22 protein-coding genes are annotated in these 22,346 nt (G+C 64.5%); 8 read left to right on the forward strand and 14 right to left on the reverse strand.

The window, feature by feature from the left end:
• Positions 1–47: 47 nt before the first annotated feature.
• Genes G6N42_RS01575 through G6N42_RS01610 form a run of 8 tightly spaced genes read right to left on the reverse strand, consistent with a single transcriptional unit; the run spans position 48 to position 7,644 of the window.
• Positions 48–800, reverse strand: a complete 753-nt coding sequence (locus G6N42_RS01575) for an SDR family NAD(P)-dependent oxidoreductase (RefSeq protein WP_163725163.1) — start codon at positions 798–800, stop codon at positions 48–50.
• Positions 797–1,276, reverse strand: a complete 480-nt coding sequence (locus G6N42_RS01580) for an SDR family oxidoreductase (RefSeq protein ID WP_163725166.1) — start codon at positions 1,274–1,276, stop codon at positions 797–799. The genes G6N42_RS01575 and G6N42_RS01580 overlap by 4 nt, the downstream gene beginning before the upstream one ends.
• Positions 1,273–2,724: a class I adenylate-forming enzyme family protein gene (locus G6N42_RS01585; RefSeq protein WP_163725169.1), complete on the reverse strand. Its 1,452-nt coding sequence runs from the start codon at positions 2,722–2,724 to the stop codon at positions 1,273–1,275. The genes G6N42_RS01580 and G6N42_RS01585 overlap by 4 nt, the downstream gene beginning before the upstream one ends.
• Positions 2,721–3,521: an enoyl-CoA hydratase/isomerase family protein gene (locus tag G6N42_RS01590; RefSeq protein ID WP_163725172.1), complete on the reverse strand. Its 801-nt coding sequence runs from the start codon at positions 3,519–3,521 to the stop codon at positions 2,721–2,723. The genes G6N42_RS01585 and G6N42_RS01590 overlap by 4 nt, the downstream gene beginning before the upstream one ends.
• Positions 3,518–4,321, reverse strand: a complete 804-nt coding sequence (locus G6N42_RS01595; RefSeq protein WP_163725175.1) for an enoyl-CoA hydratase/isomerase family protein — start codon at positions 4,319–4,321, stop codon at positions 3,518–3,520. Before G6N42_RS01595 ends, G6N42_RS01590 begins: the two co-directional genes overlap by 4 nt.
• Positions 4,318–5,565, reverse strand: coding sequence for an acyl-CoA dehydrogenase family protein (locus G6N42_RS01600; RefSeq protein WP_163725178.1), 1,248 nt, complete (start codon positions 5,563–5,565; stop codon positions 4,318–4,320). Before G6N42_RS01600 ends, G6N42_RS01595 begins: the two co-directional genes overlap by 4 nt.
• The gene (locus tag G6N42_RS01605; protein WP_163725182.1) at positions 5,562–6,368 is read right to left on the reverse strand and encodes an enoyl-CoA hydratase/isomerase family protein; all 807 of its coding nucleotides are present in this window, start codon (positions 6,366–6,368) and stop codon (positions 5,562–5,564) included. Before G6N42_RS01605 ends, G6N42_RS01600 begins: the two co-directional genes overlap by 4 nt.
• 4 nt (positions 6,369–6,372) lie before the next feature.
• A complete protein-coding gene (locus tag G6N42_RS01610) occupies positions 6,373–7,644 on the reverse strand; it encodes a hotdog family protein (protein ID WP_163725184.1) in 1,272 nt (423 codons plus the stop codon).
• 88 nt (positions 7,645–7,732) lie between these two features.
• On the opposite strand from G6N42_RS01610, the gene G6N42_RS01615 reads away from it, so the two are divergent.
• A complete protein-coding gene (locus G6N42_RS01615) occupies positions 7,733–8,563 on the forward strand; it encodes an enoyl-CoA hydratase/isomerase family protein (protein ID WP_163725187.1) in 831 nt (276 codons plus the stop codon).
• On the opposite strand, the gene G6N42_RS01620 is transcribed toward G6N42_RS01615, so the two are convergent.
• Entirely contained in the window at positions 8,560–9,447 is an 888-nt protein-coding gene (locus tag G6N42_RS01620; protein WP_163725189.1) for an SDR family NAD(P)-dependent oxidoreductase, read from the reverse strand. The genes G6N42_RS01615 and G6N42_RS01620 overlap by 4 nt on opposite strands.
• A gap of 106 nt (positions 9,448–9,553) precedes the next feature.
• Here G6N42_RS01620 and G6N42_RS01625 point away from each other — a divergent pair, with 106 nt between their 5' ends.
• Entirely contained in the window at positions 9,554–11,071 is a 1,518-nt protein-coding gene (locus tag G6N42_RS01625) for a class I adenylate-forming enzyme family protein (protein ID WP_174262201.1), read from the forward strand.
• Here G6N42_RS01625 and G6N42_RS01630 read toward each other — a convergent pair whose 3' ends face one another.
• Genes G6N42_RS01630 through G6N42_RS01640 form a run of 3 tightly spaced genes read right to left on the reverse strand, consistent with a single transcriptional unit; the run spans position 11,072 to position 13,947 of the window.
• The gene (locus tag G6N42_RS01630) at positions 11,072–12,376 is read right to left on the reverse strand and encodes an amidohydrolase family protein (RefSeq protein WP_163725196.1); all 1,305 of its coding nucleotides are present in this window, start codon (positions 12,374–12,376) and stop codon (positions 11,072–11,074) included.
• 3 nt (positions 12,377–12,379) lie between these two features.
• On the reverse strand, positions 12,380–12,802 hold the full coding sequence (locus G6N42_RS01635; RefSeq protein WP_163725199.1) for a Zn-ribbon domain-containing OB-fold protein: 423 nt from the start codon (positions 12,800–12,802) through the stop codon (positions 12,380–12,382).
• Positions 12,802–13,947 (reverse strand): acetyl-CoA acetyltransferase, encoded by a 1,146-nt coding sequence (locus G6N42_RS01640; RefSeq protein ID WP_163725202.1) that lies wholly within the window; start codon positions 13,945–13,947, stop codon positions 12,802–12,804. The genes G6N42_RS01635 and G6N42_RS01640 overlap by 1 nt, the downstream gene beginning before the upstream one ends.
• A gap of 40 nt (positions 13,948–13,987) precedes the next feature.
• Between G6N42_RS01640 and G6N42_RS01645 the strand changes: the two genes are divergently transcribed.
• Genes G6N42_RS01645 through G6N42_RS01660 form a run of 4 tightly spaced genes read left to right on the forward strand, consistent with a single transcriptional unit; the run spans position 13,988 to position 17,861 of the window.
• Complete coding sequence (locus G6N42_RS01645; RefSeq protein ID WP_163725205.1) at positions 13,988–14,803, forward strand: HpcH/HpaI aldolase family protein; 816 nt, start codon at positions 13,988–13,990, stop codon at positions 14,801–14,803.
• A gap of 8 nt (positions 14,804–14,811) precedes the next feature.
• Positions 14,812–15,927 carry a TauD/TfdA family dioxygenase gene (locus G6N42_RS01650; RefSeq protein ID WP_163725209.1) on the forward strand — a complete coding sequence of 372 codons (1,116 nt, stop codon included), beginning with the start codon at positions 14,812–14,814 and terminating at the stop codon, positions 15,925–15,927.
• Positions 15,928–15,955: 28 nt separating this feature from the next.
• Entirely contained in the window at positions 15,956–17,032 is a 1,077-nt protein-coding gene (locus G6N42_RS01655; protein ID WP_163725213.1) for a hydroxyacid dehydrogenase, read from the forward strand.
• 4 nt (positions 17,033–17,036) lie between these two features.
• Positions 17,037–17,861: an enoyl-CoA hydratase/isomerase family protein gene (locus G6N42_RS01660; RefSeq protein ID WP_163725217.1), complete on the forward strand. Its 825-nt coding sequence runs from the start codon at positions 17,037–17,039 to the stop codon at positions 17,859–17,861.
• A gap of 69 nt (positions 17,862–17,930) precedes the next feature.
• Here the strand turns inward: G6N42_RS01660 and G6N42_RS01665 are convergent, their stop codons facing one another.
• Complete coding sequence (locus G6N42_RS01665; RefSeq protein WP_163725220.1) at positions 17,931–19,118, reverse strand: amidohydrolase family protein; 1,188 nt, start codon at positions 19,116–19,118, stop codon at positions 17,931–17,933.
• Between the two features lie 174 nt (positions 19,119–19,292).
• Between G6N42_RS01665 and G6N42_RS01670 the strand changes: the two genes are divergently transcribed.
• On the forward strand, positions 19,293–20,081 hold the full coding sequence (locus G6N42_RS01670; RefSeq protein ID WP_163725223.1) for a TetR/AcrR family transcriptional regulator: 789 nt from the start codon (positions 19,293–19,295) through the stop codon (positions 20,079–20,081).
• Here the strand turns inward: G6N42_RS01670 and G6N42_RS01675 are convergent.
• The gene (locus G6N42_RS01675) at positions 20,070–21,230 is read right to left on the reverse strand and encodes an acyl-CoA dehydrogenase family protein (protein ID WP_163725226.1); all 1,161 of its coding nucleotides are present in this window, start codon (positions 21,228–21,230) and stop codon (positions 20,070–20,072) included. The genes G6N42_RS01670 and G6N42_RS01675 overlap by 12 nt on opposite strands.
• A 104-nt stretch (positions 21,231–21,334) precedes the next feature.
• On the opposite strand from G6N42_RS01675, the gene G6N42_RS01680 reads away from it, so the two are divergent.
• A complete protein-coding gene (locus G6N42_RS01680) occupies positions 21,335–22,345 on the forward strand; it encodes an acyl-CoA dehydrogenase family protein (RefSeq protein WP_163736818.1) in 1,011 nt (336 codons plus the stop codon).
• The last annotated feature ends 1 nt before the right edge of the window (position 22,346 follow it).

Below are 22,346 nucleotides of genomic sequence, written 5' to 3' on the forward strand. Positions count from 1 at the left end.
ATGTTGATTCTCAACATAGCAAACGGTGGTATCCGTTGCCTACGGGGTCAGAGATTCATGAAGTGTCCACCGTCGGCACCAAGGGTCTGACCGGTGATGTATCGCGCCGAGGGTCCTACGAGGAAGGCGATGGCCGACCCGATATCGCGCTCTGGATCACCGATCCGGCCCAGCGGGACCCTGCGCGACAGACGTTGCTCCATCGCGGGATCTGCCTCGATCGCCGCGGCCATCGCCGGTGAATATGCAAGCGGCGAGACCACGTTGACGGTGATCGCATGGGCTGCCCACTCGCGGGCCAGGCTCTTGGCGAAGCCACGCAGCGCGCCCTTCATCGTGGCGTAGAGCGGTAGCGTCGCGCTGCCCTCGATCCCTGCCGGGGACGTGAACACCAGAAATGTGCCGCCATGCACCTTCAGCGCGTCGAACGCCGCGGCCGCGCAGTTGCGCGCCCCGCCGACGGATACGGAGTAGTGGTCGTCGAACAGCTGCCTGTCCACGTCGACCAGTCGGTGCGGCTGGCTCGAGCTAGTGCTCGTGGCGTTGTGCACCACTGCGTCGAGTCGCCCGCACGACGCCAGAGCCTCGTCGACAGCAGCGACGAGGTCGTCGGGCGCGGTCACGTCGCAGCGTGTCCAGGTCGCACGGTGTCCCAGGCTCGTGATCTCGGCTGCGACACCGGTATCGGAGCGGGATGCCACGATGACGTGTGCGCCTGCGGCCGCCAGGGCCATCGCGATACCGCGACCCACCCCTGCCCCTGCGCCTGTCACGATCGCCGTGCGGCCGTCCAGACTCATGGCAGCATCACCGAACCCCCATCGACGACGATGGTGGCGCCGGTCAGGTGACGCAGGTCGTCGCGCAGCAAGAACTTGGCAGTCTCCGCGACCGAGTGAATCAGCGCACCGTCGTCCGGCACGGCGGCGGTGGACAGGTGGGATGTATCGACGTCCCGCACGAAGAGATGGGAAGGCGCGAGGACGATGTTCACGCCGATCCCCTCGGATGCCCATTGACGCGCAGCAGATTTCGCCATCGCGCGGGCGCCCTCGATCACTGTCGTGTAGTCGACCGCACCCGCCGCACCCGCGATGCCGGTCGTCGGCAGAACCAGCACGATTCGCCCAGGCGCTGCCTCGTGCGCTGTCTGGAGCGCCACCAGCGTCTCCCACAGGGCGTCCTCGGCATTGTCTTCAATGGTCACCACATCGTCGGACGCCTCGGCGAGGGCGTGCGACAGCGCTTCGGTCGGACCGACGACGATGGTGGTCACGCGTCAGCCATCGCGGCGAGTTCGCGTTTGACCACCTTGCCGACGTCATTGCGCGGCAACTGCTCGACGAACATGATCCGCACGGGCACGCGGTAGGGCGTCAGCCGTTCCCGGCACCACGCCACCAGTCCATCCTCGGATACCGACTCGTCGGCGCGGACAACGAAGGCCCACGGGACCTCGCCGAGGCGCTCATCGGGTACGCCCACCACCGCGGCTTCCCGCACACCGTCCGCTGCCACCAGGACGTCCTCGACCGTTCCGGGAAACACCTTGAGTCCGCCGCGATTGATCATGTCCGAGACCCTGCCGTCCAGCCACAGGAAGCCATCGTCGTCGAACCAGCCCAAATCGCCGGTGTGGAACCAGCCGTCATCGGTCAGTCTGTCCAGGAACGCCGCATCGATATTGCGGGCGGCCGTCGTCGGCGTGCGGACCATGACCTCGTCGTCGGCGATGGTCACGTCGATCCCGGGCAGGGGCCGACCGACCGAGCCGAGCTTGGTCTCGCCCCACTGACGTGCGTCGGCGGCGGACCACCCGACAACCTCGCCGCCGAGTTCGGTCTGGCCGTAGGAATTGAGGACGATCACGCCGAACTTGTCCCGAAACCGCCCGGCCTGCACCGGGGATAGCGGCGCCGTGATCGAACGGACGATCTTCAGGGGGGACAGGTCCGTCACTGAGTCGTCGTGCAGCACCATCGTCAGTGCTGCAGGCGGCAGCACTGTCGAGCGCAATTGATGCTGCTTGACGAGGGCGGCGAAATCCGCTGGGGAGAAGCGGTCCATCAGCACGACACCCGAGCCCGCCCGGAACGCAAACAGCACTTGGTAGATGCCTGCCCACAACGACAGTGACAGCGGGACCAGGTTCGCCATCGGGGGCCGGTTCGCCCTGGCAGACGCCTGTTTGGTGCCGCGCAGCTTCGCCAGCAGTCGGTCGATCAGGTCGAGCACCGTGGTGTGTCGGAGAGGCACAGGTTTCGGCGGGCCGGTCGTGCCCGAGGTGAACTGCAACAGCGCCACGTCGGGGTCGTACTGCCTCGGGTCTTCCGGTCTCTTGGATGACAGCTGCAGCGTCCACGTCAGATCGGTGCTTGTGGCGATCGGCAGTTCGAATGCGGAAAAGCGCTGTGCAAGAGCCGGTGTCGTGACGATTGCCACCGGTCGAAGCGTCTGCAGTTGGGTGGCGAGTTCGGCATCCGCAGCCCTCGGGTTCAGCGGTGTGTAGACACCACCGGCTCGCCAGGTTCCGAACAAAGCGGCTATGGTCGCGGCATCGTTGGGAAGCATCGCCACGACGACCTCGCCGGTCGCCAGCCCGCTGTCCGCGAGCACTGCGCCAAGCTGTTGTGCACTTGCTGTGAGGTCGGCTCGCGATACGTCGGTGTCGATCGTGTGTACGGCGATGTCGGGCAGGCCGTCGAGCAGATCTGCGAGGCTCATGAATCAGGCTCCAGCGGTTGCCAATCGGGCATCCGTTTGTCGGCGAACGCGAGAGGACCTTCGTTTTGGTCTGGGTGACCCCACATCGACGTCAGGTGTTTGGCGCCTTCGTGGCACGCGTCGGTCAGCCCGTACTCCAACGCCCCCCAAAGCGCGCGTTTGGTGGCACGCATGGCGGCGGGAGAGTTCCTGGCGATCTTCTCGGCCAGTTCCTGCGCAACCTCACGCAGCTGCTCGGGCGGGTCGACGACCTGGCTGATCATGCCTAGCTCGTAGGCACGCTGGGCCGTGAGTCGTTCATGGCTTCCGACGAGCGCCATCCGCAGCACCGCCTCGGCGGGCATCTTGCGCATCAGGGCGATGGTCTCCAGCGCGCTGACCTGACCGATCGAGACGTGAGGATCGACGAAGGTCGCGTCAGACGACGCGATGACGACGTCGGCGTCGGCGACCCAGTGCAGCCCGCCGCCCGCACACACACCGTTGACCGCGGTGATGACCGGCTTGCCGACGTTGCAGTGCCAGCCGGTGAGCTTCAGGTCCAGCGTGCGCATGGTCTCCTGGAACTGCAATACGGCCTCGCCGTCGAGTTCTTCCACGTCGGCACCGACCTGGAATGCCCGGCCGTTTCCGGTGTGCACGATGACGCGCACCTCGGGGTCGGCATCTAATTCCGCCCACGCCTTGGGGAACTCCTCGCGCATCACGACGTCGTAGGCGTTGAGGCGATCGGGGCGGTTGTTGATGATCCACCCCACCGGTCCTCGGCGCTCGACGATGAGCCTTTCGTACGTCATGACACCTCCAGCGGCTGCCAGTGCGCGGCACGCTTTTCACGCCAGGCCCGCACACCCTCAGCGTGGTCGGGGTGGTTGCGCAACCGCCAGATTTCTTCGCTGGCCTCGTGCTTGGCCGCGGAGAGGCCGACTTCGAGCGAACGCCACAAGGCCTTCTTGGTGGAGCGCATCGCGGTCGGTGAATTGGCGGCCACGGCGGCGGCTAACCGACCGGCTGCAGCGGTGAGTTCTTCCGGTGCAACGACTTCCGACACGATCCCGAGCTCGTATGCGCGCAGGGCGGAAATCCGCTCACCCTTGCCGCAGAGTGTCATTCGGGTGATGGCCTCCATCGGGGATTTGCGCAACAGCGTGATCGCCTCGTATGCCACTGCCTGGCCCACCGACACGTGGGGGTCGACGAACGTTGCCCCCTCGGCGGCGATCACGATGTCCGCGTCGGCCACCAGGTGCAGACCACCGCCCGCGCATACGCCGTTGACAGCCGCGATCACCGGCTTCCAGACACCGCAGTGCCATGACGAGATTCTCAGTTCGGCATCGCGCGTCCGGCGGGAGTGCTTGCGCATGGCCGCCTTGTCGCGCGCGACCTGCACCACGTCCATACCGGTGCAGAAAGCCCTGCCGTTTGCCGTGTTCACGATCACGCGTACATCGGGGTCGGCATCGAGGTCCGCCCACGCAGCTTCCAGCTCGTCCAGCATCAAGGCATCGAAAGCATTTCCGGCGTCCGGCCGGTTCAGGATCAGCCAGCCGATGCCATCGGATCTCTCGACCACAAGGCGCTCGTACGTGCTCACGAACGCGGAATCTCCTTCCAGGGCTTGCCCTTCCACGGATCCGGCTCCTTGGGTAGTCCGAGGACGCGTTCACCGAGAATGTTTTTGTTGATGTCGGTGGTGCCACCCTCGGTCCCGTTGGCGAGGCTGCGCATCATGCCTTGGACGTCACGGGGAAGCGCGTCAGGGTCATCGGTTGCCGGCCAGGCGATCGCATCGGTGCCGAGCAAGTCGACCATGAGGTCCTGGATCTGTTGATTGAGCGTGGCCTGGTGGATCTTTCCGATCGACGATGCGGCGCCGGGGGACTGGCCGGCCGACAGCGCTGCTCGCACACGTGCGTTCGTCCACCCTCGTATCTGTTCCTGAGCCCACAACCGCATGACCTTGTTGCGCACGACGGGGTCAGCCCACTTGCCCGTTTCCTTGGCGAGGGTGATCAGCCGCGCCGCGCTGGAACCACCGAGGCGTCCCATGCCGCCGGAGCCAGACCCGGACACCATCTGGCGTTCACTGGACAGCGTCGACGCGCTGACTCGCCAGCCGTCGTTGATTTCACCCACCCGGTGTGCATCAGGGATCCGTGCGTTGTCGATGAAGACCTCGTTGAACTCCGCCTCGCCGGTGATTTGCCGCAGGGGCCGCACTTCGACGCCCGGTTGGTGCATTTCGAGGAGGAAGTAGGTGATGCCCTTGTGTTTCGGCGCTTCGGGGTCAGTGCGAGCGAGCAAGATCGCGAAGTCGGCCTCATCGGCCCAAGTCGTCCACACCTTCTGCCCGGTGATCACCCAGTCGTCGCCGTCACGCACGGCTCGTGTCGCAAGTGAGGCGAGATCGGAGCCCGCGCCCGGCTCACTGAACAGCTGGCACCACTTCTCTTCGTTGCGCACAATGGGCGGCAGGAATCGCAACCGCTGATCCTCGGTGCCGTGGCTGAACAGGGCTGCGGCAGTGTTGTTGAGCCCCAATGGATTCAGCCGGGTAAGTCGCAGCGGTCTCAAGACCTTATCGATTGCCCGTGCCACCTCGTTGCTCACGCCGAGACCACCGTGCTCGGGCGCCCAGGTCGGCACGACGAGACCAGACCGGGCGAAAGTCGGATACCACTTTCGGTAGTCCTCCTTGCTGCGAGTGGCCCGCAGGGCGTCCGAACCCTGGGCGGCCGCCGATCGCCACTGCGCAGGCACCTCGATGTCGACCCATCGCCGGACTTCGGCGACTGCGTCGTCGGCGGATGTGGCGTCGGTGATCGGCAGCTTCGTCATCGACCCTGGAACTTCGCATCTCGGCGGTCGCGGAAGGCGGCCAATCCTTCCTTGAAGTCGTCACTGCGGCTGGATAATTCCAGTGCCATGGCCTCGTTCTGCAGGTGACGGTCCAGGTCCAGTCCGTTGCCGCTCTGCAGTAGCCACTTGGTGAGTCCGAGCGCCACCGTTGGCGCTTCGCCGAGTTTCGCCACCAGTTTCTCTGCAGCCGAATCCAACTCAACGTCAGCGTGGGTGCCGTGGATGATGCCCCACTCGGCGGCGGTGGTTCCGGAGATCTCCTCGCCCAGCATCAGCAGCTGTCGCGTCCGCACCATGCCGATGAGGCGGGGGAGCAACCACGCCGCGCCGCTGTCCGGGGTGAACCCGCGAGCCACGAACGGTTCCCAGAACCGGGCGTCCTCGGCCGCGACACAGAAGTCGGATGCCAATGCGATGTGGAACCCGAGGCCGGCCGCCCAGCCGCGAACGACCGCGACGATGGGCACTTGCGTCTCGAGCATCAACGGAATCAACCTGTTGGCCTTGTTCGGCAGCCGCCGCTGCGTACTTCCGACGCGCGGTTTACGTTCGGAGCGCACGTTGTTGGCGACGAGGTCGGAGCCGGCGCAGAAATCCGGACCTTCGGCGTCGATGCGGATGACCCGCACGGCCTCGTCGATGCCCGCCGAGACGAGGTGTCCGATCAACGCGTCGAGGATCGTGTCGTCGACTGCATTGCGCTTGTCGGCACGGGCGAGGGTCAGCCGCAGTACCGGACCCCTCTGTTCGGCGCGTAGGCCGGGCACGCTGTCGTAACCCATTACGTCACCGCTCGCAGAACTGCGCCGAGACCGCCGTGAGCAGTTCGGCGAGATTTGTCGCGCCGCCCGGCGGGTCCGGCAGGCGGACGGGTCCCCGTTCGCGACTGGGCAGCAGGATGGTGGCGTGTCCCGGGGCGGTGACCTCCCCGCGGTGGTTGACCGCCGTCAGCTCGAGATCGACCGTCGGCCGGTCCCCGTCGGCGAGATATTTGCGCACCACCTTGCCCGTCATCGTATGAAGGTCGCCCACATAGTTGAAGAGGCGGAACTCGCAATCCAACTTCCACAACCAGGCGTCGTCGCCCATCCAGTCGGTACACAGGTGGATCAACCAGGTTTCCCGCATGCGGCCGTAGTCGAAGGTGGTGGGATTGCCGGCATTGCGGGCGGCGTCGGGCTCCCAGTGCACGCGCTGCTGAACATCGGGCACGCCGTGTTCGTTGGGCGTGTAGAAACGGGGGATGCGCTGCCGGTTGCGCCACGCCAACCGCAGGGGTCGCACCCCGTACATCCCGGTCCCCATGCCGACGTGCCAGCACACCATGTCCGTCACCGTCAGCGGACCTTTGGTCAACGGGCCGACATCGTCGCCCTCGTTGACGTCCTCCCACCAGCGGGGCTCTGGGCCGCGTGCGACTTCGCGCGCGTACCTTTCGTCGATCTCGGCGATCTCGTCCGCGGTCCAGGTCTTCAATTCGACGGCGTCGTACTTCTTGCGGTCGCGCGCCTTGGTGCGTTCGGTGCGGATCATGTTCCGGTATTGGCCGCCGAGGATGACACCCTCGTCGTCGCGGAACACCTGGGCGGACCATTCGTGAACGGCGCGGCCGGCGAATTCACTGCTTTTGTCGAGTGCCGCAACCAACGCGTTGCGTCGGAACACGCGGTGGTTCGCACGAAGCGGCGCCCACCATTCCCGCGACGACGAGGCGTAGAACGCGTGCACCCCGCGCAGGGGATCACCCTTGGTCAGTGCGCGATCCTCGTCGGACAGCGTCGACACCTCGTCCTCCCCGATCAGTGTGTCGCCACCGACCAGGGCCGGCGGCGCGATCGGCTCACCCCACACCGATTTGGCGGCGTAGTCGGGATCCGCCCACAACGGGTTGGCATCGCCGTAACTTTCAGCGATGTGCCGAAAGGCGTCCTCGTTGGGGCGGAAGTAGTGCGGCGGCTGGGTGTGCGGTACGGCGATGCCGATGGTGGCGCGCAACCTGGCCAGACCCTCGTCGGTGATGCGGCCGGTTGGCGACGAGACAGGGGAGGGATCAGTCATCTGGCACCTCCTCCTCGTGGCCCACACTGTTGTCGGATCGAAGTGGAAATTAAGATACCCGAAAAGCGGAAACGCCGTTAACGCAGGGATGGCAGCGATGAGTGACCAAGCTTCTGGGATCGATGTTGCAGTCGGTGATGACGGCGTGCAACGCATCACCATCAACCGGACCGATGTCGGAAATTCGTTGTCTCCCTTGGCTCGTGATGCGCTGACCGAGGCATTCCAACAGGCCAATGACGATCCGAGTGTGCGTGCGGTGCTACTGGGTGCCGCCGGCCAGCGGCACTTCTGTGCGGGTGCCGGTCTCGGGCCTCGTGGCGAGGGGGCTAAGACGCAACAGATCAGTGAAAAGCGCCCCGGGGACATCGCGCGAATGCTTCAGCAGGGCTGGCAGAGGTTGGTCGCATCGATCATGGACTGCGACAAGCCCGTCGTGACCGCCGTGAAGGGAACTGCTGTGGGTGCGGGATCGAGTCTCGTGCTGGCCTCCGACCTCGTCGTCATGTCCACGGAGGCAACGCTTGTCGAGGCGTTTGTGCATCGCGGGATATTCCCGGACTCCGGCGCCATCCACCTGCTGACGCGAATCGTCGGCCTGCGAAAAGCCACCGAACTGCTCATGCTCGGCGAACGCATCGACGCGGCGACATGTGAGCGGCTGGGACTGGTCAACCGCGTGGCCGAACCGGAGGACACCGACGCCGTCGCAGAGGACATCGTCGGACGACTCGCCTCGGGCCCGACAGTGATGTTGAGCCTCACGAAACGGCTGTTGGCGGTGTCCTCGGAGTCCGGTCGCGCCCGGGCGTTCGAGCAGGAGGCCTGGGCCGCCGAAGTCGTGTCACACACGGCGGACCTGCAGGAAGGACTGTTGTCATTCGCGGAACGTCGCGAGCCCCGCTTCCAGGGCTTCTAAGGCCCGCCGCGAATGGTGAACGACGAACTGTCATCGATCCGGTCGATGGCCTCGGCGACAGACTCCGCGCTGAGGCCCGCATCCTCGATGCCTTTGGTCTGACCGATGAACACCCGCGATACCTTGCCGCCACCCACCGAATAAATGTGTGCCGTCCGGTCACAGCTGCGATGCGACAGGTAGACCACCACCGGGGTGACGAGCTCAGGGTCCAGCGCCTTACCTGCCTCACCCATGATGTCCTCGGTCATCCGGGTGCGGGCGATCGGCGCGATCGCGTTGACGGCGATGCCGTTGCGAGCTCCCTCGATGGCAAGTACATGCATCATGCCGACCAGGCCCATCTTCGCCGCGCCATAGTTGGCCTGGCCGAAGTTTCCGAAAAGACCGGTACCGGAGCTTGTTTGGACGATCCGGCCGTAGTTGCGCTCCCGCATGACGGGCCAGACGGCGCGGGTGACATTGAATGTTCCCGCAAGATGCACCGCGATGACGGCGTCGAACTGTTCGGCAGTCATGTTCTTGAATGCAGCATCGCGCAGAATGCCTGCGTTGTTCACCAGGATGTCGACCTGGCCGAAGGCATCCACGGCCGCGGCGACGATCGCGGCACCACCCTCTTCGGTCGCGACCGAGTCACCGTTGGCGATCGCCGTACCTCCGGCCGCGGTGATCTCGTCGACAACTGCCTGAGCGGCCGATATGGACGCGCCGCTGCCGTCGACCGCACTCCCGAGGTCGTTTACCACGACCCTGGCGCCGCGGCGGGCGAGTTCAAGGGCGTGGCAGCGTCCGAGACCACCTCCCGCACCGGTGACGATGGCTACCTGGTTGTCGAATGTGATCGATGAGCGCTTGCGCGAAGAGCGTTCGGTTGACGGCATGATGAGAGGTTACATTTACCTTTAGTGAGAACCACCATTTGCATAGGAGGACGACATGAGCCGCCCGACTGCGCTGCTGGCCTACGCGCAGCGGCGCGCCACGGCACTGCGGGACAAATACCGTCAGGAAGGCCACTGGTCGGCTCAGCCTGTCGACGTCGTCCGCGCCGCCGCAGAACGACATCCCGAGCGGGTCGCGCTGATAGCTAGGGGACTAGGGCTCACTTATGCCGAACTCGACGCGCGCATCGATGGGGCGTGCAGCAGTTTGGCTGCGATCGGTGTCAAGGCATCGACGCCGGTCCTCGTCGTTGTCGGCAATGACGTGGATTCGGTCGTCGCCGTCCACGCGGCGCTGCGCCTCGATGCCGTGATCCTGTTGGTGCCCCGCAGCGCAGGCGCGACGCAGGTCGCGGACATCATCGCGCGCACCGGTGCCGAGTTCGGCGTCGCGCCGAATTGGCCTGCGGCCGAGGGACCGGAGCTGTCGGGCAGGGTGACGTGGATCGCCTCTGACGTCGACGGCACACCGGACGCGGAATACCGATCCGAGCGCGCGGCCGACGAGCCGTGCCTCGTGCTCTACACCTCGGGGACCACGTCGAAGCCGAAGGGCGTAATTCATTCGCTGAGCACGCTGCTCAAGGCCTCGGCCAACTACATTGCGGCGGCCGGACTTACCGACGACGATCGGATCTTCCTCATCAGTCCTCTGGCGTCTGTCACCGGCGTGCTGCAGGGCCTGTTCATCGGGCCGATGCTCGCCGCCCCGGTGATACTGGAGGATCGCTGGGATCCATCGGCGACATGCGAGCTGCTCGTCTCGTCGGGAGCGACCTGGTACGGCGGTCCCGATCGGCTACTGGACCGGGTACTCGACGAGGCGGTGGCACGGAACGCGAGCATTCCGCTGCGAGCGGTGTACCTCGGTGGGACGATGCTGGACCGACGCATCGTGGAACGCGTCGAGGACGAATTCGGCATCATCGTCATGCGCGCGTACGGATCGTCTGAGGTGCCGGTGAGCACATCAGGCCTGCGTAGGGAACCTCGGGACGTGCGCCATGCCGACGACGGGACCGCACTGGCCCATGTGCAGGTACGGATCGGCTCCAGCGGCGATCCCACGGAGTGCTGCATCTGCGGACCGCATACCTTTCTCGGATACACCGATGCGGACGACGATGGGGACGCATTCGACGGCGATTGGTTTCGCACCGGTGATGTCGCGGAACTCGACAACGGGCGGATTCGCATCGTCGGCCGGTTGAAAGACATCATCATCCGAAACGGCCTCAAAATCCCCGCAGCCGAAGTCGAGGAAGCGGTCGCGAAGATCGCGGGAGTCCGTGAATGCGCGGCCTATTCCGTCGCAGACAGCACCACCGGTGAAAGGCTCGCTCTGGCAGTCGTCCTGGACCATTCGGTCGAGATGTCACTTGGGGCGGTCGCCGAGGCGCTCGTAGCGGCAGGTCTGCCCAAATACAAACTGCCCGAGGAGCTCGTCTTCTGGGACGAACCGCTGCCTCTCAACGCCAACGGCAAAGTCGAGCGCAACAAGCTCGACGCGCGTTCGGCGGGGCGGCCGCGGGTGCTTGCCGACCGCCTCGCCGCCCAGTCTTGATCAGTCCTTGTCTGCGCTGTTTTGGGCGACCTTGCTCATCTGGGACTGCCAGTCCGATGCACCGCCGCCGCCGTGATCATGCTTCGAGAGCGCTTGGATGGTGACGTCGTGGCCTTCGGCGGCTTTGCGTAGTGCGCCGACGGTGGCTTGTTCCTTGGTGATGTGGGTGAACGGGTCCCAGTGATACCAGCGCATGGCGTTCTCGTAGGTCATCTTGTTGATCTCGACATCGGGCACGTGGTGCTCTTTGAGGACCTCGTCGAGTTGCTCGGGGGCCCCGGGCCACATCGAATCGCTGTGTGGGTAGTCGGCTTCCCAGCAGATGTTGTCGATGCCGACGTCGTTGCGTAGCTGCACCCCGACGTGATCGGAGATGAAACAGGTCAGGAAGTGATCGCGGAACACCTCCGAGGGTTTCTGGGTGCCGAAGTCCTGACCGGTCCACGTCGAATGCATCTCATAGGTGCGATCGGCACGCTCCAGGAAGTACGGAATCCAGCCGGTGCCGCCCTCACTCAAGGCGATCTTGAGGTCGGGGTATTCCTTGATCGGGCGGCTCCACAACAGATCCGCGGCGGCCTGCACGATGTTCATCGGCTGCAGGGTGATCATCACATCCATCGGGGCGTCGGGGGCGGTGATGGCCAGCCGCCCCGAGGATCCGATGTGCACGTTGAGCACGGTGTCGGTGTCGACGAGTGCATCCCACATCGGCTTCCAGTAATCGAAGTCATGAAAGCTGGGGTATCCCATCGCCGAGGGGTTCTCGGTGAACGTCAACGAGTGCACCCCACGCTTGGCGTTGCGCCGAATCTCGGCGGCGCACGCTTCGGCGTCCCAGATCACCGGCAGCGTCATCGGGATGAACCGGGCCGGGTAGGCCCCGCACCACTCCTCGACATGCCAGTCGTTGTAGGCCTGCACCAGCGCCAGGGAGAACTCGTGATCCTCGGTGGCGAACAACCGGCCGGCGAACCCGGGAAACGACGGGAAACACATCGAGCCCAGGATGCCCCCGGCGTTCATGTCCTTGACCCGCTCGTCGACCTTGTAACAGCCCGGCCGGATCTCATCCAGTCCTTGGGGTTCGAGGCCGTACTCCTCCTTCGGGCGGCCCGCGACCGCGTTGAGCGCCACGTTGGGGATCACGATGTCGCGGAACTGCCAGGTATCAGAACCATCGGGGTTATGCACCAACCGCGGCGCCTCATCCAGATACTTCTTCTGCAGATGATTCCTGAACATATCCGGCGGCTCGACGATGTGATCATCAACGCTGATCAGAATCATGTCTTCTTTGTTCATTGTCTATTCCTTTCCCATATCCGTGGCCGGTCGGAAGACCGGCACTATGAAGCCGTCGTCATCGCGGAAAGCGATCACGAGTTCCATTTCCCTAGTTAGGCTTTCGACCGGGCAGTCTTCGATGATCGTCATCAACCGCGGACCCTCGGCAAGGTCGACCATTGCCACCACGTACGGGGTGCGGGCGTCGAATGGAGCTGCGTTCTGGTGGACGACGCTCCACGTGTACAGCGTGGCGCGGCCCGACGCCTGTGTGGGCCGGACATCGGTACTCCAGCAGTGTGGACAGAAGGAGCGCATGTACAACGAGTTCCGTCCGCATGCGGCGCAGGCGTTGATCAGCACCCGTCGGTCCTGAATCGCCTGCCACCACTTTTCGCTGTCGGAGTCGACGGTCGGGCGGTTCGGCCCAACGGGAATGTCCATCAGCGCGTCCCCAGAATCATCGTGGCGCTGTGGGAGAAGAAGCCCCCCATGGCATGCACGCACGCCAGGCGTGCATTGCCGACCTGGCTGGCGCCACACCCACCGCGGAGCTGTCGCACCGCCTCTACCAGCAAGAACATCCCTCGCATGCCCGGGTGGCACGACGCCAGCCCGCCACCGTCGGTGTTTGTCGGCAACGCGCCGCCCGGACGCAGCGCACCCGAGGCTATGAACGGGCCGCCCTCACCTTTTGGACAGAAACCGAGATCTTCGACCGTCAACAGCACGGTGGAAGTAAACGAGTCGTAGAGCTGGCAGACGTCGATGTCCGCGGGCGAGACGCCGGCCCGCGCGAACGCTTGCGGGCCTGACACTGCTGCCGCGGAGGTGGTGAAGTCGCGCCACTCACTCATGCTCACATGCGACGTCGCGTCGGCGGCACCGAGGATCCACACCGGTTCCTTGGCGCAGTCCTTCGCGATGTGTTCGCTGGCCAGCACTATGGCACCGCCGCCGTCGGTGCGAAGGCACACATGCTTGGACGTGAACGGATCGGCCAGCATCGGCGCAGCGGCGACATCGGCTACCGTGATGCGATCACGCTCGAATGCGTTGTCGTTCATGGCCGCCCACTCGTGGGCGGCGACAGCGACCTCGGCCAACTGCTCCACCGTCGTGCCGTACTCGATCATGTGGCGTCTGGCGGCCATCGCATACTTGGCGATCAGTGTGGCGCCGTACGGTGCCTCGTACTGCATGGCGCCGCCGGTGCCCATAGCGGCCGCCGAGGTGCGGAGGCGGCGTTTGACGTCCGATCGGGCGGTGGAGCCATACGTCAAGAGTGCGACGTCGATCTCGCCGGCCGCGATGGCAGCGGCGGCGTGGCGGGCCATGACTTCCCACGAAGATCCGCCGACGTTGGTGGCATCGACCCATGCGGGTCGCAATCCCAGATACTCGCTGACTTCGACTGGCGGAAGGAGCGTCCCGTGCGCGCCGAATCCGTCGATATCGTCCTTCGTCAGACCCGCGTCGGCGATCGCGCGCATGGAGGACTGGGCCATCAGTGCCATGGCGGTCTTGTCGGGCACTCGTCCGCAATCAGACAGCGCGGCGCCAACGATCGCGACCTGGTTCGCTGGCATATCTAATGGTTACCACATCGATAATGGCGTTAACGACTTGATGGAATCCTCGTTCTCAGTCGGCTACCGTGAGTTGGTGCCGAGATCATTACGCGACGCACTGCGCGGCGACGACCTGGTGTTGTGCCTTGCCCTGATGAATGCACGTACGCCCGATGTTCCTGCCATCGCCGCGGCATGCGGATACGACGCGGTCTATGTCGATCTCGAGCACACCTCCACGTCCCTCGAGACCGCTGCCATGCTCTGCGCGAGCGCGCTAGGGGCGGGTATATCGGGGTTGGTGCGGGTACCGTCGCACGACCCAAGTGTGATCGCTCGGGTACTCGACAACGGTGCCGTGGGAGTCATTGTCCCGCATGTCGATTCAAGGGAGGAAGCCGAGACGATCGTCGATGCCGCCCGCTTCCCGCCGAACGGTCATCGATCGATATCGGGACCCAATCCCGTGAGCGGATACGGCGCGCTGCCGGCACCGGAGCTGACCGCTGTGCTGGAACACCGCACAGTGGTCGCGGTGATGATCGAATCTCCCGCCGCGGTCGAGGCGAGCGGTGCCATCGCGGCGGTAAACGGTGTTGACATGATCCTGCTCGGACCTAGCGATCTGACCGCGGAGATGGGCATCCACGGCGACTATGAGAATGAGCATTTCCGCGATGCAGTAGACTCTGTCGCAGCGGCTTGCCGTAAGCACGGCGTGGCGCTCGGAGTTGCCGGAATCAAGTCCGTTGACCTGCTGAAACAGTTTATCGGACTGGGATTGCGATTCATCTCGGCGGGTACGGACGTCGGAATGATGACCGAGGCTGCTACGGCCCGCGCACAAGTCTTGCGGGAGCTCGAACCCGAATAGGAGGACGGATGCCCACCGCGATCTACACCGACCAGGTGACCGACTCGATGGCATGGACCGGGGCCGATTTCACCAGTAAGGAAGACTTCGCTTTCGACCTGTCGGCACGCAATATCGCTGCGCTGGAATCGATTCTGGTCAAGACCTCTCACAAGGATCGAGACGACATCACCCCCGATGACGCGCGGCACCCCGACCTCGACGATGACCTTGCGCGACTGTATCGGGATCTGATGTTCGGCAAGGGACTTGCATGTGTCCGCGGCTTTCCCGTGGAGCAGCACTCGATCGAGGACCTCGAACGCATCTACTGGGCTTTCTGCACGCATCTGGGCTATCTGGTATCCAACAATTCGTTCGGCCACCGCATGGTGCGGGTGCAGGAGGAGATCCTGCCCAACGGCGTTCAACCCGCCCGCGGTACCAAGTCACGAGCGGAGTTGGCGATGCACAACGATGCCGCCGACATACTCGCCCTGCTGTGCGTCTATCCGGCGGCCGAGGGTGGTGAAAGCCAGTTCGCAAGTGGCCCAGCCGCGCACAACCGGATCCTCGCCGAACGGCCGGATCTGCTCGACGTGCTGTACCAGGGGTTTCCGCACCATCGCCGCAGCGAACAACCCGACGACCAGCCCGACGTCACACCGTATGACGTACCGGTGTTCTCGCAGATCGACGGCCGCATCTGTATCAACTTCACGTACAGCAGCATCCTGCCCGCGATGAAGACCCTCGGCCGCGAGTTCACGCCGGAGCAGGAGGAAGCCATCGAGTTGCTCCGCACCATACTGGTCGAGCAGCAGGTCGAGTTCCGGCTCGAATCCGGTGAAGCGGCGGTGGCCAACAATTTCGCGATGTGCCACTCGCGGTCGGACTTCGTCAGCAGCAATGATCCGAAGAAGGCCCGATGCTTCCTGCGCGCGTGGATGGAGGTGCCGCGAGAGGATCGACGACTGCCGATCGGCCGGGAGTACTTCCACATGGAGAATAAGGACCTCCGGTTGGGCTACGACATTGTCGAGGGCCGCGACGGCACGATCGCGCGCAACGACTACAAGAACGTCGATCCCGCTCTGGCGGACATGTTCAAGGCTGCTCAGGCGAAGCCCAAAGCCAAACAGTGATGAGCGCTTGCGCGAAGAACAGACGGCAATGAGCGTACGGCCGCGACTGGTCTACGAACGATGGACCGATCCCGCCGCCGGGGACATCCTCGAGGTCGCCGACATCGAACTGGTCAATCTGGATCTGACCGCGCCTCCTGAACAGGGTTGGGCCGCATTGGAAACAGCGCACGGCTACCAGGTCGCCACCCGCACCGATGTCGCATCGGTGAACGACGGCGCGCAGTGGCTGGCCGGGCCGGCACTGGTACGACGCTGTCCGCAGCTGCTGGCGGTGTGCTCGGCAGGGGCGGGGTATGACGTCATCGACGTCGAGGCGTGCACGCGGGCGGGAATCGCGGTGTGCAACAACTCGGGCCCCGGCGCGGAGGCAGTCGCCGAACACGCGCTCGGCTTCATGCTCGACCTCGCCAAGAAGATCACCGTCGCCGACCGCGCACTGCGCAGCGGGGCGCTCGGAGACCGACTGGCCCTGATAGGAAGTCAGCTGCTCGGCAAGACGCTCGGTGTCGTCGGGCTGGGCGCTATCGGGAGTCGGCTGGTGGAGTTGTGCGCTCCGTTTGGAATGGAAGTCATCGTTTTCGACCCGTATGTCGACGAGACGACGGCGTCTGAGCGTGGAGTGCAGTTGGTGCGACTCGCCGAGTTGGTCGAGCGGTCGGACTTCGTTCAGGTGACGTGTCCACTGACGACGGAAACGCAGGGTTTGATCGGCAAGGCGCAGTTCTCGGCGATGAAGCCGACCGCATTCTTCATCACAACGGCGCGTGGACCCGTCCACGACGAGACGGCGCTGTACGACGCGCTTGTGGGCGGAGGCATCGCCGGGGCCGGCCTGGACGTGTTCCACGAGGAGCCGCCGCGGCGGGACAACCCGCTGCTGCAACTCGACAACGTCATCGCCACCCCGCACACCGCCGGGATCACCGTTGAAGCTGCGCGCGATATCGCGGTCGCCACCGCTACGCAGTGGCAGACGATCTTTACCGGTGGCATGCCGCCCCGGCTCCTGAATCCCGATGTGTGGCCGCGGTACTGCGAGCGGTTCCACGAGATTCTCGGTTTGCGACCCAGCGCGACAGCAGTTTTGGAGAGAAGAGGCTGATCCGGTGAGCAACTACGACACGATCGAGGTGGAGGTACGGGGTCACACCGCGTGCGTGACGCTGAACCGGCCTGAAGTGCTCAACGCGATCAACGACGAGATGATCGCCGAACTCGCGGTGGCGTACGCGGAGATTGAAAAGTCGCAGGACATCTGGACGATGATCATCACCGGTGCCGGCCGTGCGCTCTGTGTCGGCGCCGACGTGAACAAGGCCGCCGACCACGACATGGAGAACGCGGCGGGAATCGACAATCAGGGCGAGCCGATACTGAGCTCGATGCGGCAGTGGGACGCGCCGCAGGAGGCGACACCCCCGTGGATGCAGATGACCAAGCCGATCATCTGCGCGGTCAACGGCATTGCGTGTGGTGCGGGAATGGATCTCGTCACGACAGCAGACATCACGATCGCGTCGGAGCACGCGATGCTGATGGACCCGCATGTGAGTATCGGCGTCACCTCGGGACGCGAGGGGGTACGGTTGGCGCGCATTCTGCCGCTGCCGGTTGCCATGCGTTTGATTCTCATGGGTAAGCACGAGCGGCTCGACGCTCAGCGCGCCTACGATCTCGGCGTCTTCACCGAGGTGGTCTCCCACGAATCGCTGATGGATCGAGCGTGGGAGATCGCGGAAGTGGTGAATTCGAATGCACCTCTCGCGGTGCGTGGTTCGCGCATGGCGGTCCGAAAGGGAATGAACCTGCCGATTTACGAGGCCGAACTACTCGCCGAGAACTATCGCATGAAGGTGGCGCTGACGAAGGACGCCGTCGAGGGACCGCGAGCCTTCCTCGAGAAGCGCAAGCCAGACTGGAAAGCGCTGTAGTCCGCGGCGAGTGCGCAGTTTGCGACGCTCACGCAGCGTGTCGCGGATGAATCCGCACAATCGCGAAGGCTAGGTCATCCCGAAGAAGTTCTTTGCGTTGGTGGACAGCACTTTCCGCTTGGTCTCCTCGTCCAGACCCTCCGTCGCCTTGTTGGCGACGTCCGTGCTGTTCGGCCAGTTGGTGTCGTTGTGCGGATAGTCGGTCTCGAACATGAGCTGATCCTCGCCGACTAGGTCGAGGATGCGGAACGCCACGGGGTCGCCGAATGTGGAGAACCACACGCGTCCGGGCACCTGGCTGCTCGGCGGCTCAGTCAGCAGCGGATGGACGCCACCCCAGGCCCGCCGGTCTTCCCAGACCTCGTCGACGCGTTGCAGGTAATAGGGAATCCAGCCGGCCTGGGCCTCGGCGAACGCAATCTTGAGTTTGGGGAACTGCTTGAGTTTGGCAGAGAACAGCCAATCGACCAGGGCGATGGTGCAGTTCACCGCCATCAGCGCGCTTGTCACGACATGCGGAGCGTCCGGGGACGACTTCGTCAGCGAGGAGCTCGACCCGATGTGCAGCATTATGCCGACCTGGTTGCGTTCGCACGCCGCGAAGAACGGGTCCCAGTAGCCGCTGTGGATGGACGGCAGGTCGAGGCGTGCGGGTAACTCCGAGAAGCACACGGCGCGCATTCCCTTGGCGGCGACTCGTTCAACTTCTTTTGCGGCCAGGTCGACATCCCACAGCGGAATGATGCCAAGCGGAATCAGCCGACCGTCGGACCCGGCGCCCCACTCGTCTATCTGAAAATCGTTGTAGGCCTGGACGCAGAGCAATGCGAGCTCTTTGTCCTTGCCGTACAGAAATCGTTGGCCGCAGAAGCGAACCAGGGTGTTGGGGAAACACGCCGAGGCTTCGATGCCGGCGATGTCCATGTCGGCGAGCCGGTCCGCGGGCCGATAGCAACCGGGACGCATCTCGTCGTAGGTGATCGGGTCGGTGGTGAGTTCGTCGATTTCGTAGCCGGCCGCCGCACTGATGAGCGGGATCGGGATGATCGCATCCTCGTAGTGCCAGATGTCGGCGTCCCGACCATTCTCGTCGTCGACGAACGCAACATCCGACGTGACACTGGGATCCATGCGCCCGCGGTGCCGAACGATCCTCGGCCCGACCTCCCGATAGCGTTCCGGCAGTCGGCTGGTCCACAGATCGGCCGGCTCCACGAGGTGGTCGTCGGGAGAGACGATGAGGATATCTGCGGTCAAGGCTGCACTCCTTCGAGGATGAACTGCGGCTTCAGCTTGCAGAACTTTGATTCCCGCTAGCGAGAATGGTCATTTCCAGAGTAGCGCATGGGACCGCCGCCATGCGCCTGGTCTACCTACACGTGTAGGTAGATCCCACACCCTGAGCGGGGAACGAGTATTCTCGTGTGCATCATGACTGCTAAGAAGCGTGCCGGCCGGGACCCAGACGCCGGACTGGAACTCGTAGACAATGACATCGAGCTGTCGGGCAGCTGGCAGGAGCGGACGATCGAGCGCCGGCTCAGCCAGGCGCGGGCCCGCGCGTTGGCGCGGAGCTCACGCTTTCTGGCCGCGGCCCTGGAGTTGGTCGAGGAGTCGGGGAAAGCCGACTTCACGATCCAGACGCTGATCGACCGGTCAAACCTGAGCCTGCGCGCGTTCTATCAGCACTTCGCGGGCAAGGAAGAATTGTTGTTGGCGCTGTACGAGAACGCCACGAGCCAGTTCATCGAAGCGATACGGCATGAGGTCGCCGCCGCGAACGGTCCGATGGAGCAGCTCGAGGCGTTCTGCCGTGGCTTCCTGTCCCGCGCCGAGTCGTCCGAGGCCATCGGTGGTCGGGTCATGACGATCTACAACCTGAGTCTGGAAATCGAACGGCCGGCGGACTTTGCGAAGATCTGGGAGCCGCACCAGAAGCTGCTGACCAAGATTCTCACCTCCTGTTCGCGTGCCGGGTTGGTTCGCAAGGACCTGACGCCAGCGCAGTTGACGACGCTACTCAATTCGACGTTGATCGCACTCGCTCAGATCGGTGTATTCCACCTCGGCGTCAAGGGGGCCGAGCTCACCGAGGATCAGTTGTGGGCGTGGTGCCTACAGGCGCTCACGCCGCCGGCGGGCGCGAAGCCGAGGTCTGCGAGCACGAAGGCGGCGCCCAAGAAGGCCGCCGCACGGAAGCCGCGCAAACTAACGGGGTAGGCCGAGCCCGCGCTGGGCGATGATCGTCCGTTGCACCTCGCTCGTGCCGGCGTAGATGGTGGTCCCCAACGAGAACCGCATGAGGTGCTCGAAGCGACCCTGCTCTGGTGCGGTTGGCTCGAAGTAGCTACGCACCGCGTCGGGGCCGACCATCTCGACGATGTCCTGGGCGGCGCGGGCCAGTGACTCTGTGCTGAAGACTTTGGACATCGGTCCTTCCGCCACCGGGATCTGTCCTTCCTCCGTCATCCAGACACAGCGATGCTGCAGCAGCATCGAAACCTCGTTCTCCATCGCGACACGCGCGAGACGCCTCCGCACGTCGTCCTTATTGATGGGAGGCGAACCGTCTGGTGCACGGGTGGTCTGGGCCCACTGCTCGGCATGGTGGAGCAATCGTGCGATATGCGGGCCCCATCCGGAAGCGTGCTCGTCCTGCAGTGACAATCCCAAGACCTGCCAGCCAGCGTCGACGTCACCGATACGCCACTCGTCGCTGATGCGAACATCGCTGTAAAAGGTGATGTTGGTGCGCTCACCAGAAAGCGTCCAGACCGCCTGGGCCTCGAACCCATCGACATCGAGGGGCACGAGAAACATGGTGAGCCCTTGGTGCTTCGGCTTTTCGGGGCTGGTGCGCGCTAACAAGAACACGTAGTCGGCAATGTGCCCGTTGGTGGTGAACATCTTCGAGCCGTTGATGACCCAATCGTCACCGTCGCGCACGGCTTTGGTGGTCGCTGCGGCGACGTCGGAGCCGCACTCCGGTTCGGTGAACCCGAGGGCGATCGTGATGTCGCCGTTCATCGCGCCGGCGAGGATGCGGTCGCGCATCACGGGTGTGCCGACCTCACGGATTATCGACGCCACCATACGGGTGGTCTCCGATAAGTACACCGGCGCATCGGCGCGCATGAGTTCCTCTTTGAGGACTTGGTCCTCCCAGGCGCCGCTGCTGCGGCCGCCGTACTCAGAAGGCCAGCCCGGTGCGAAAAGCCCTTTTTCGACAAGCCCTTTGGCGAAGTCGTCATCGTGTGCGACCCCGCTGCGGTAGATGCGCTCCTCGACCTCCGGGGTCAACACGTCCTGCAGGTGGGCGCGGAGGGCGTCACGAAACGCCTCGGCATCGGGGGCCAGTCGAAAGTCCATCGTATGAACCAATCTGTCGTCGCACATGCCGAAAACGATGCCGGCGGTAATGCTACTCTCAATTGTGAGAGTAACCGTATCCGCATGTGAGGGAACTGAGTAGGTTGGACCTGAACCTCGCGGACGAACAACGACAGCTTGTCGATTCGTTCGCCGCCATATACGCGCGCGAGTCGACATCCGAGCGCGTGCGCGCCGCGGAGCCCTCGGGTTTCGATCCGAAGTTGTGGAGGGCACTGCTGGAGACCGGTGTGGTGGAGATGGCTGTCGCTGAAGCCGCAGGAGGTTGGGGCGCAGCAGAGATCGACCTGGCGCTGATCGCCGAACCGTTCGGGCGGGCCGTCGCATCGGCCCCCGTCATCGAGAGTCAGGTGGCCGCCCGACTGCTCGCGGCATGCGGAGACGTGGGTTCCGAACTCCTCGGACAGGCAATGCGAGGTGACAAGCTCGTCACCTTTGCGCCGCGCGCGGGTGCAGGCGATTCGCTGAGGCTGGTGCCCGCCGGAGCCGTCGCGGATGCAGTCCTAGCGTTCGTCGACGAGCGCGTTGTTGCGGTCTCCGGCAACTGCCAACCCGTTCAAAATCTCGGCTCGCTACCCCTTGCGGATATCACCTTTGATGACGTGAAGATTCTCGCCGAGGGACCAGACGCGGGACGGTTGTTCACGGCTGCGGTGGACCTGTGGCTTACGTTGACCGCTGCCGCGCTCGCCGGTGCGGCCAAGAAGGCCGTCGAAATGGGTGTCGAGTACGCCAAGCAGCGCCACGCATTCGGCAGCGCGATCGGATCATTCCAAGCCGTCTCCCATCCGCTGGCCGACAGCGCCACGGCGGCCGACGGCGCGCGGCTGCTGGCGCTCAAGGCGGCGTGCGCGTTCGCCGACGAGCCCGACCGTGTCAGTGAGCTGGCCGCGATGGCATTCGCTTTCGCGTATGAGACCGCCCGCGACGCAACGAATCGCAGTCTGCACATTCACGGCGGATACGGATTTGGTATGGAAGGCGACATCCAGCTGTACTACCGGAGAACACGGGGGTGGGCGATGGTGTACGGCGAGCCGTCGGTCGCGCTGGACCGCGTTGCGGACGCGCGCTACGGAGCCGTCGCGGGCTGAC

The organism is Mycobacterium gallinarum, assembly GCF_010726765.1.
GTDB lineage: Bacteria > Actinomycetota > Actinomycetes > Mycobacteriales > Mycobacteriaceae > Mycobacterium > Mycobacterium gallinarum.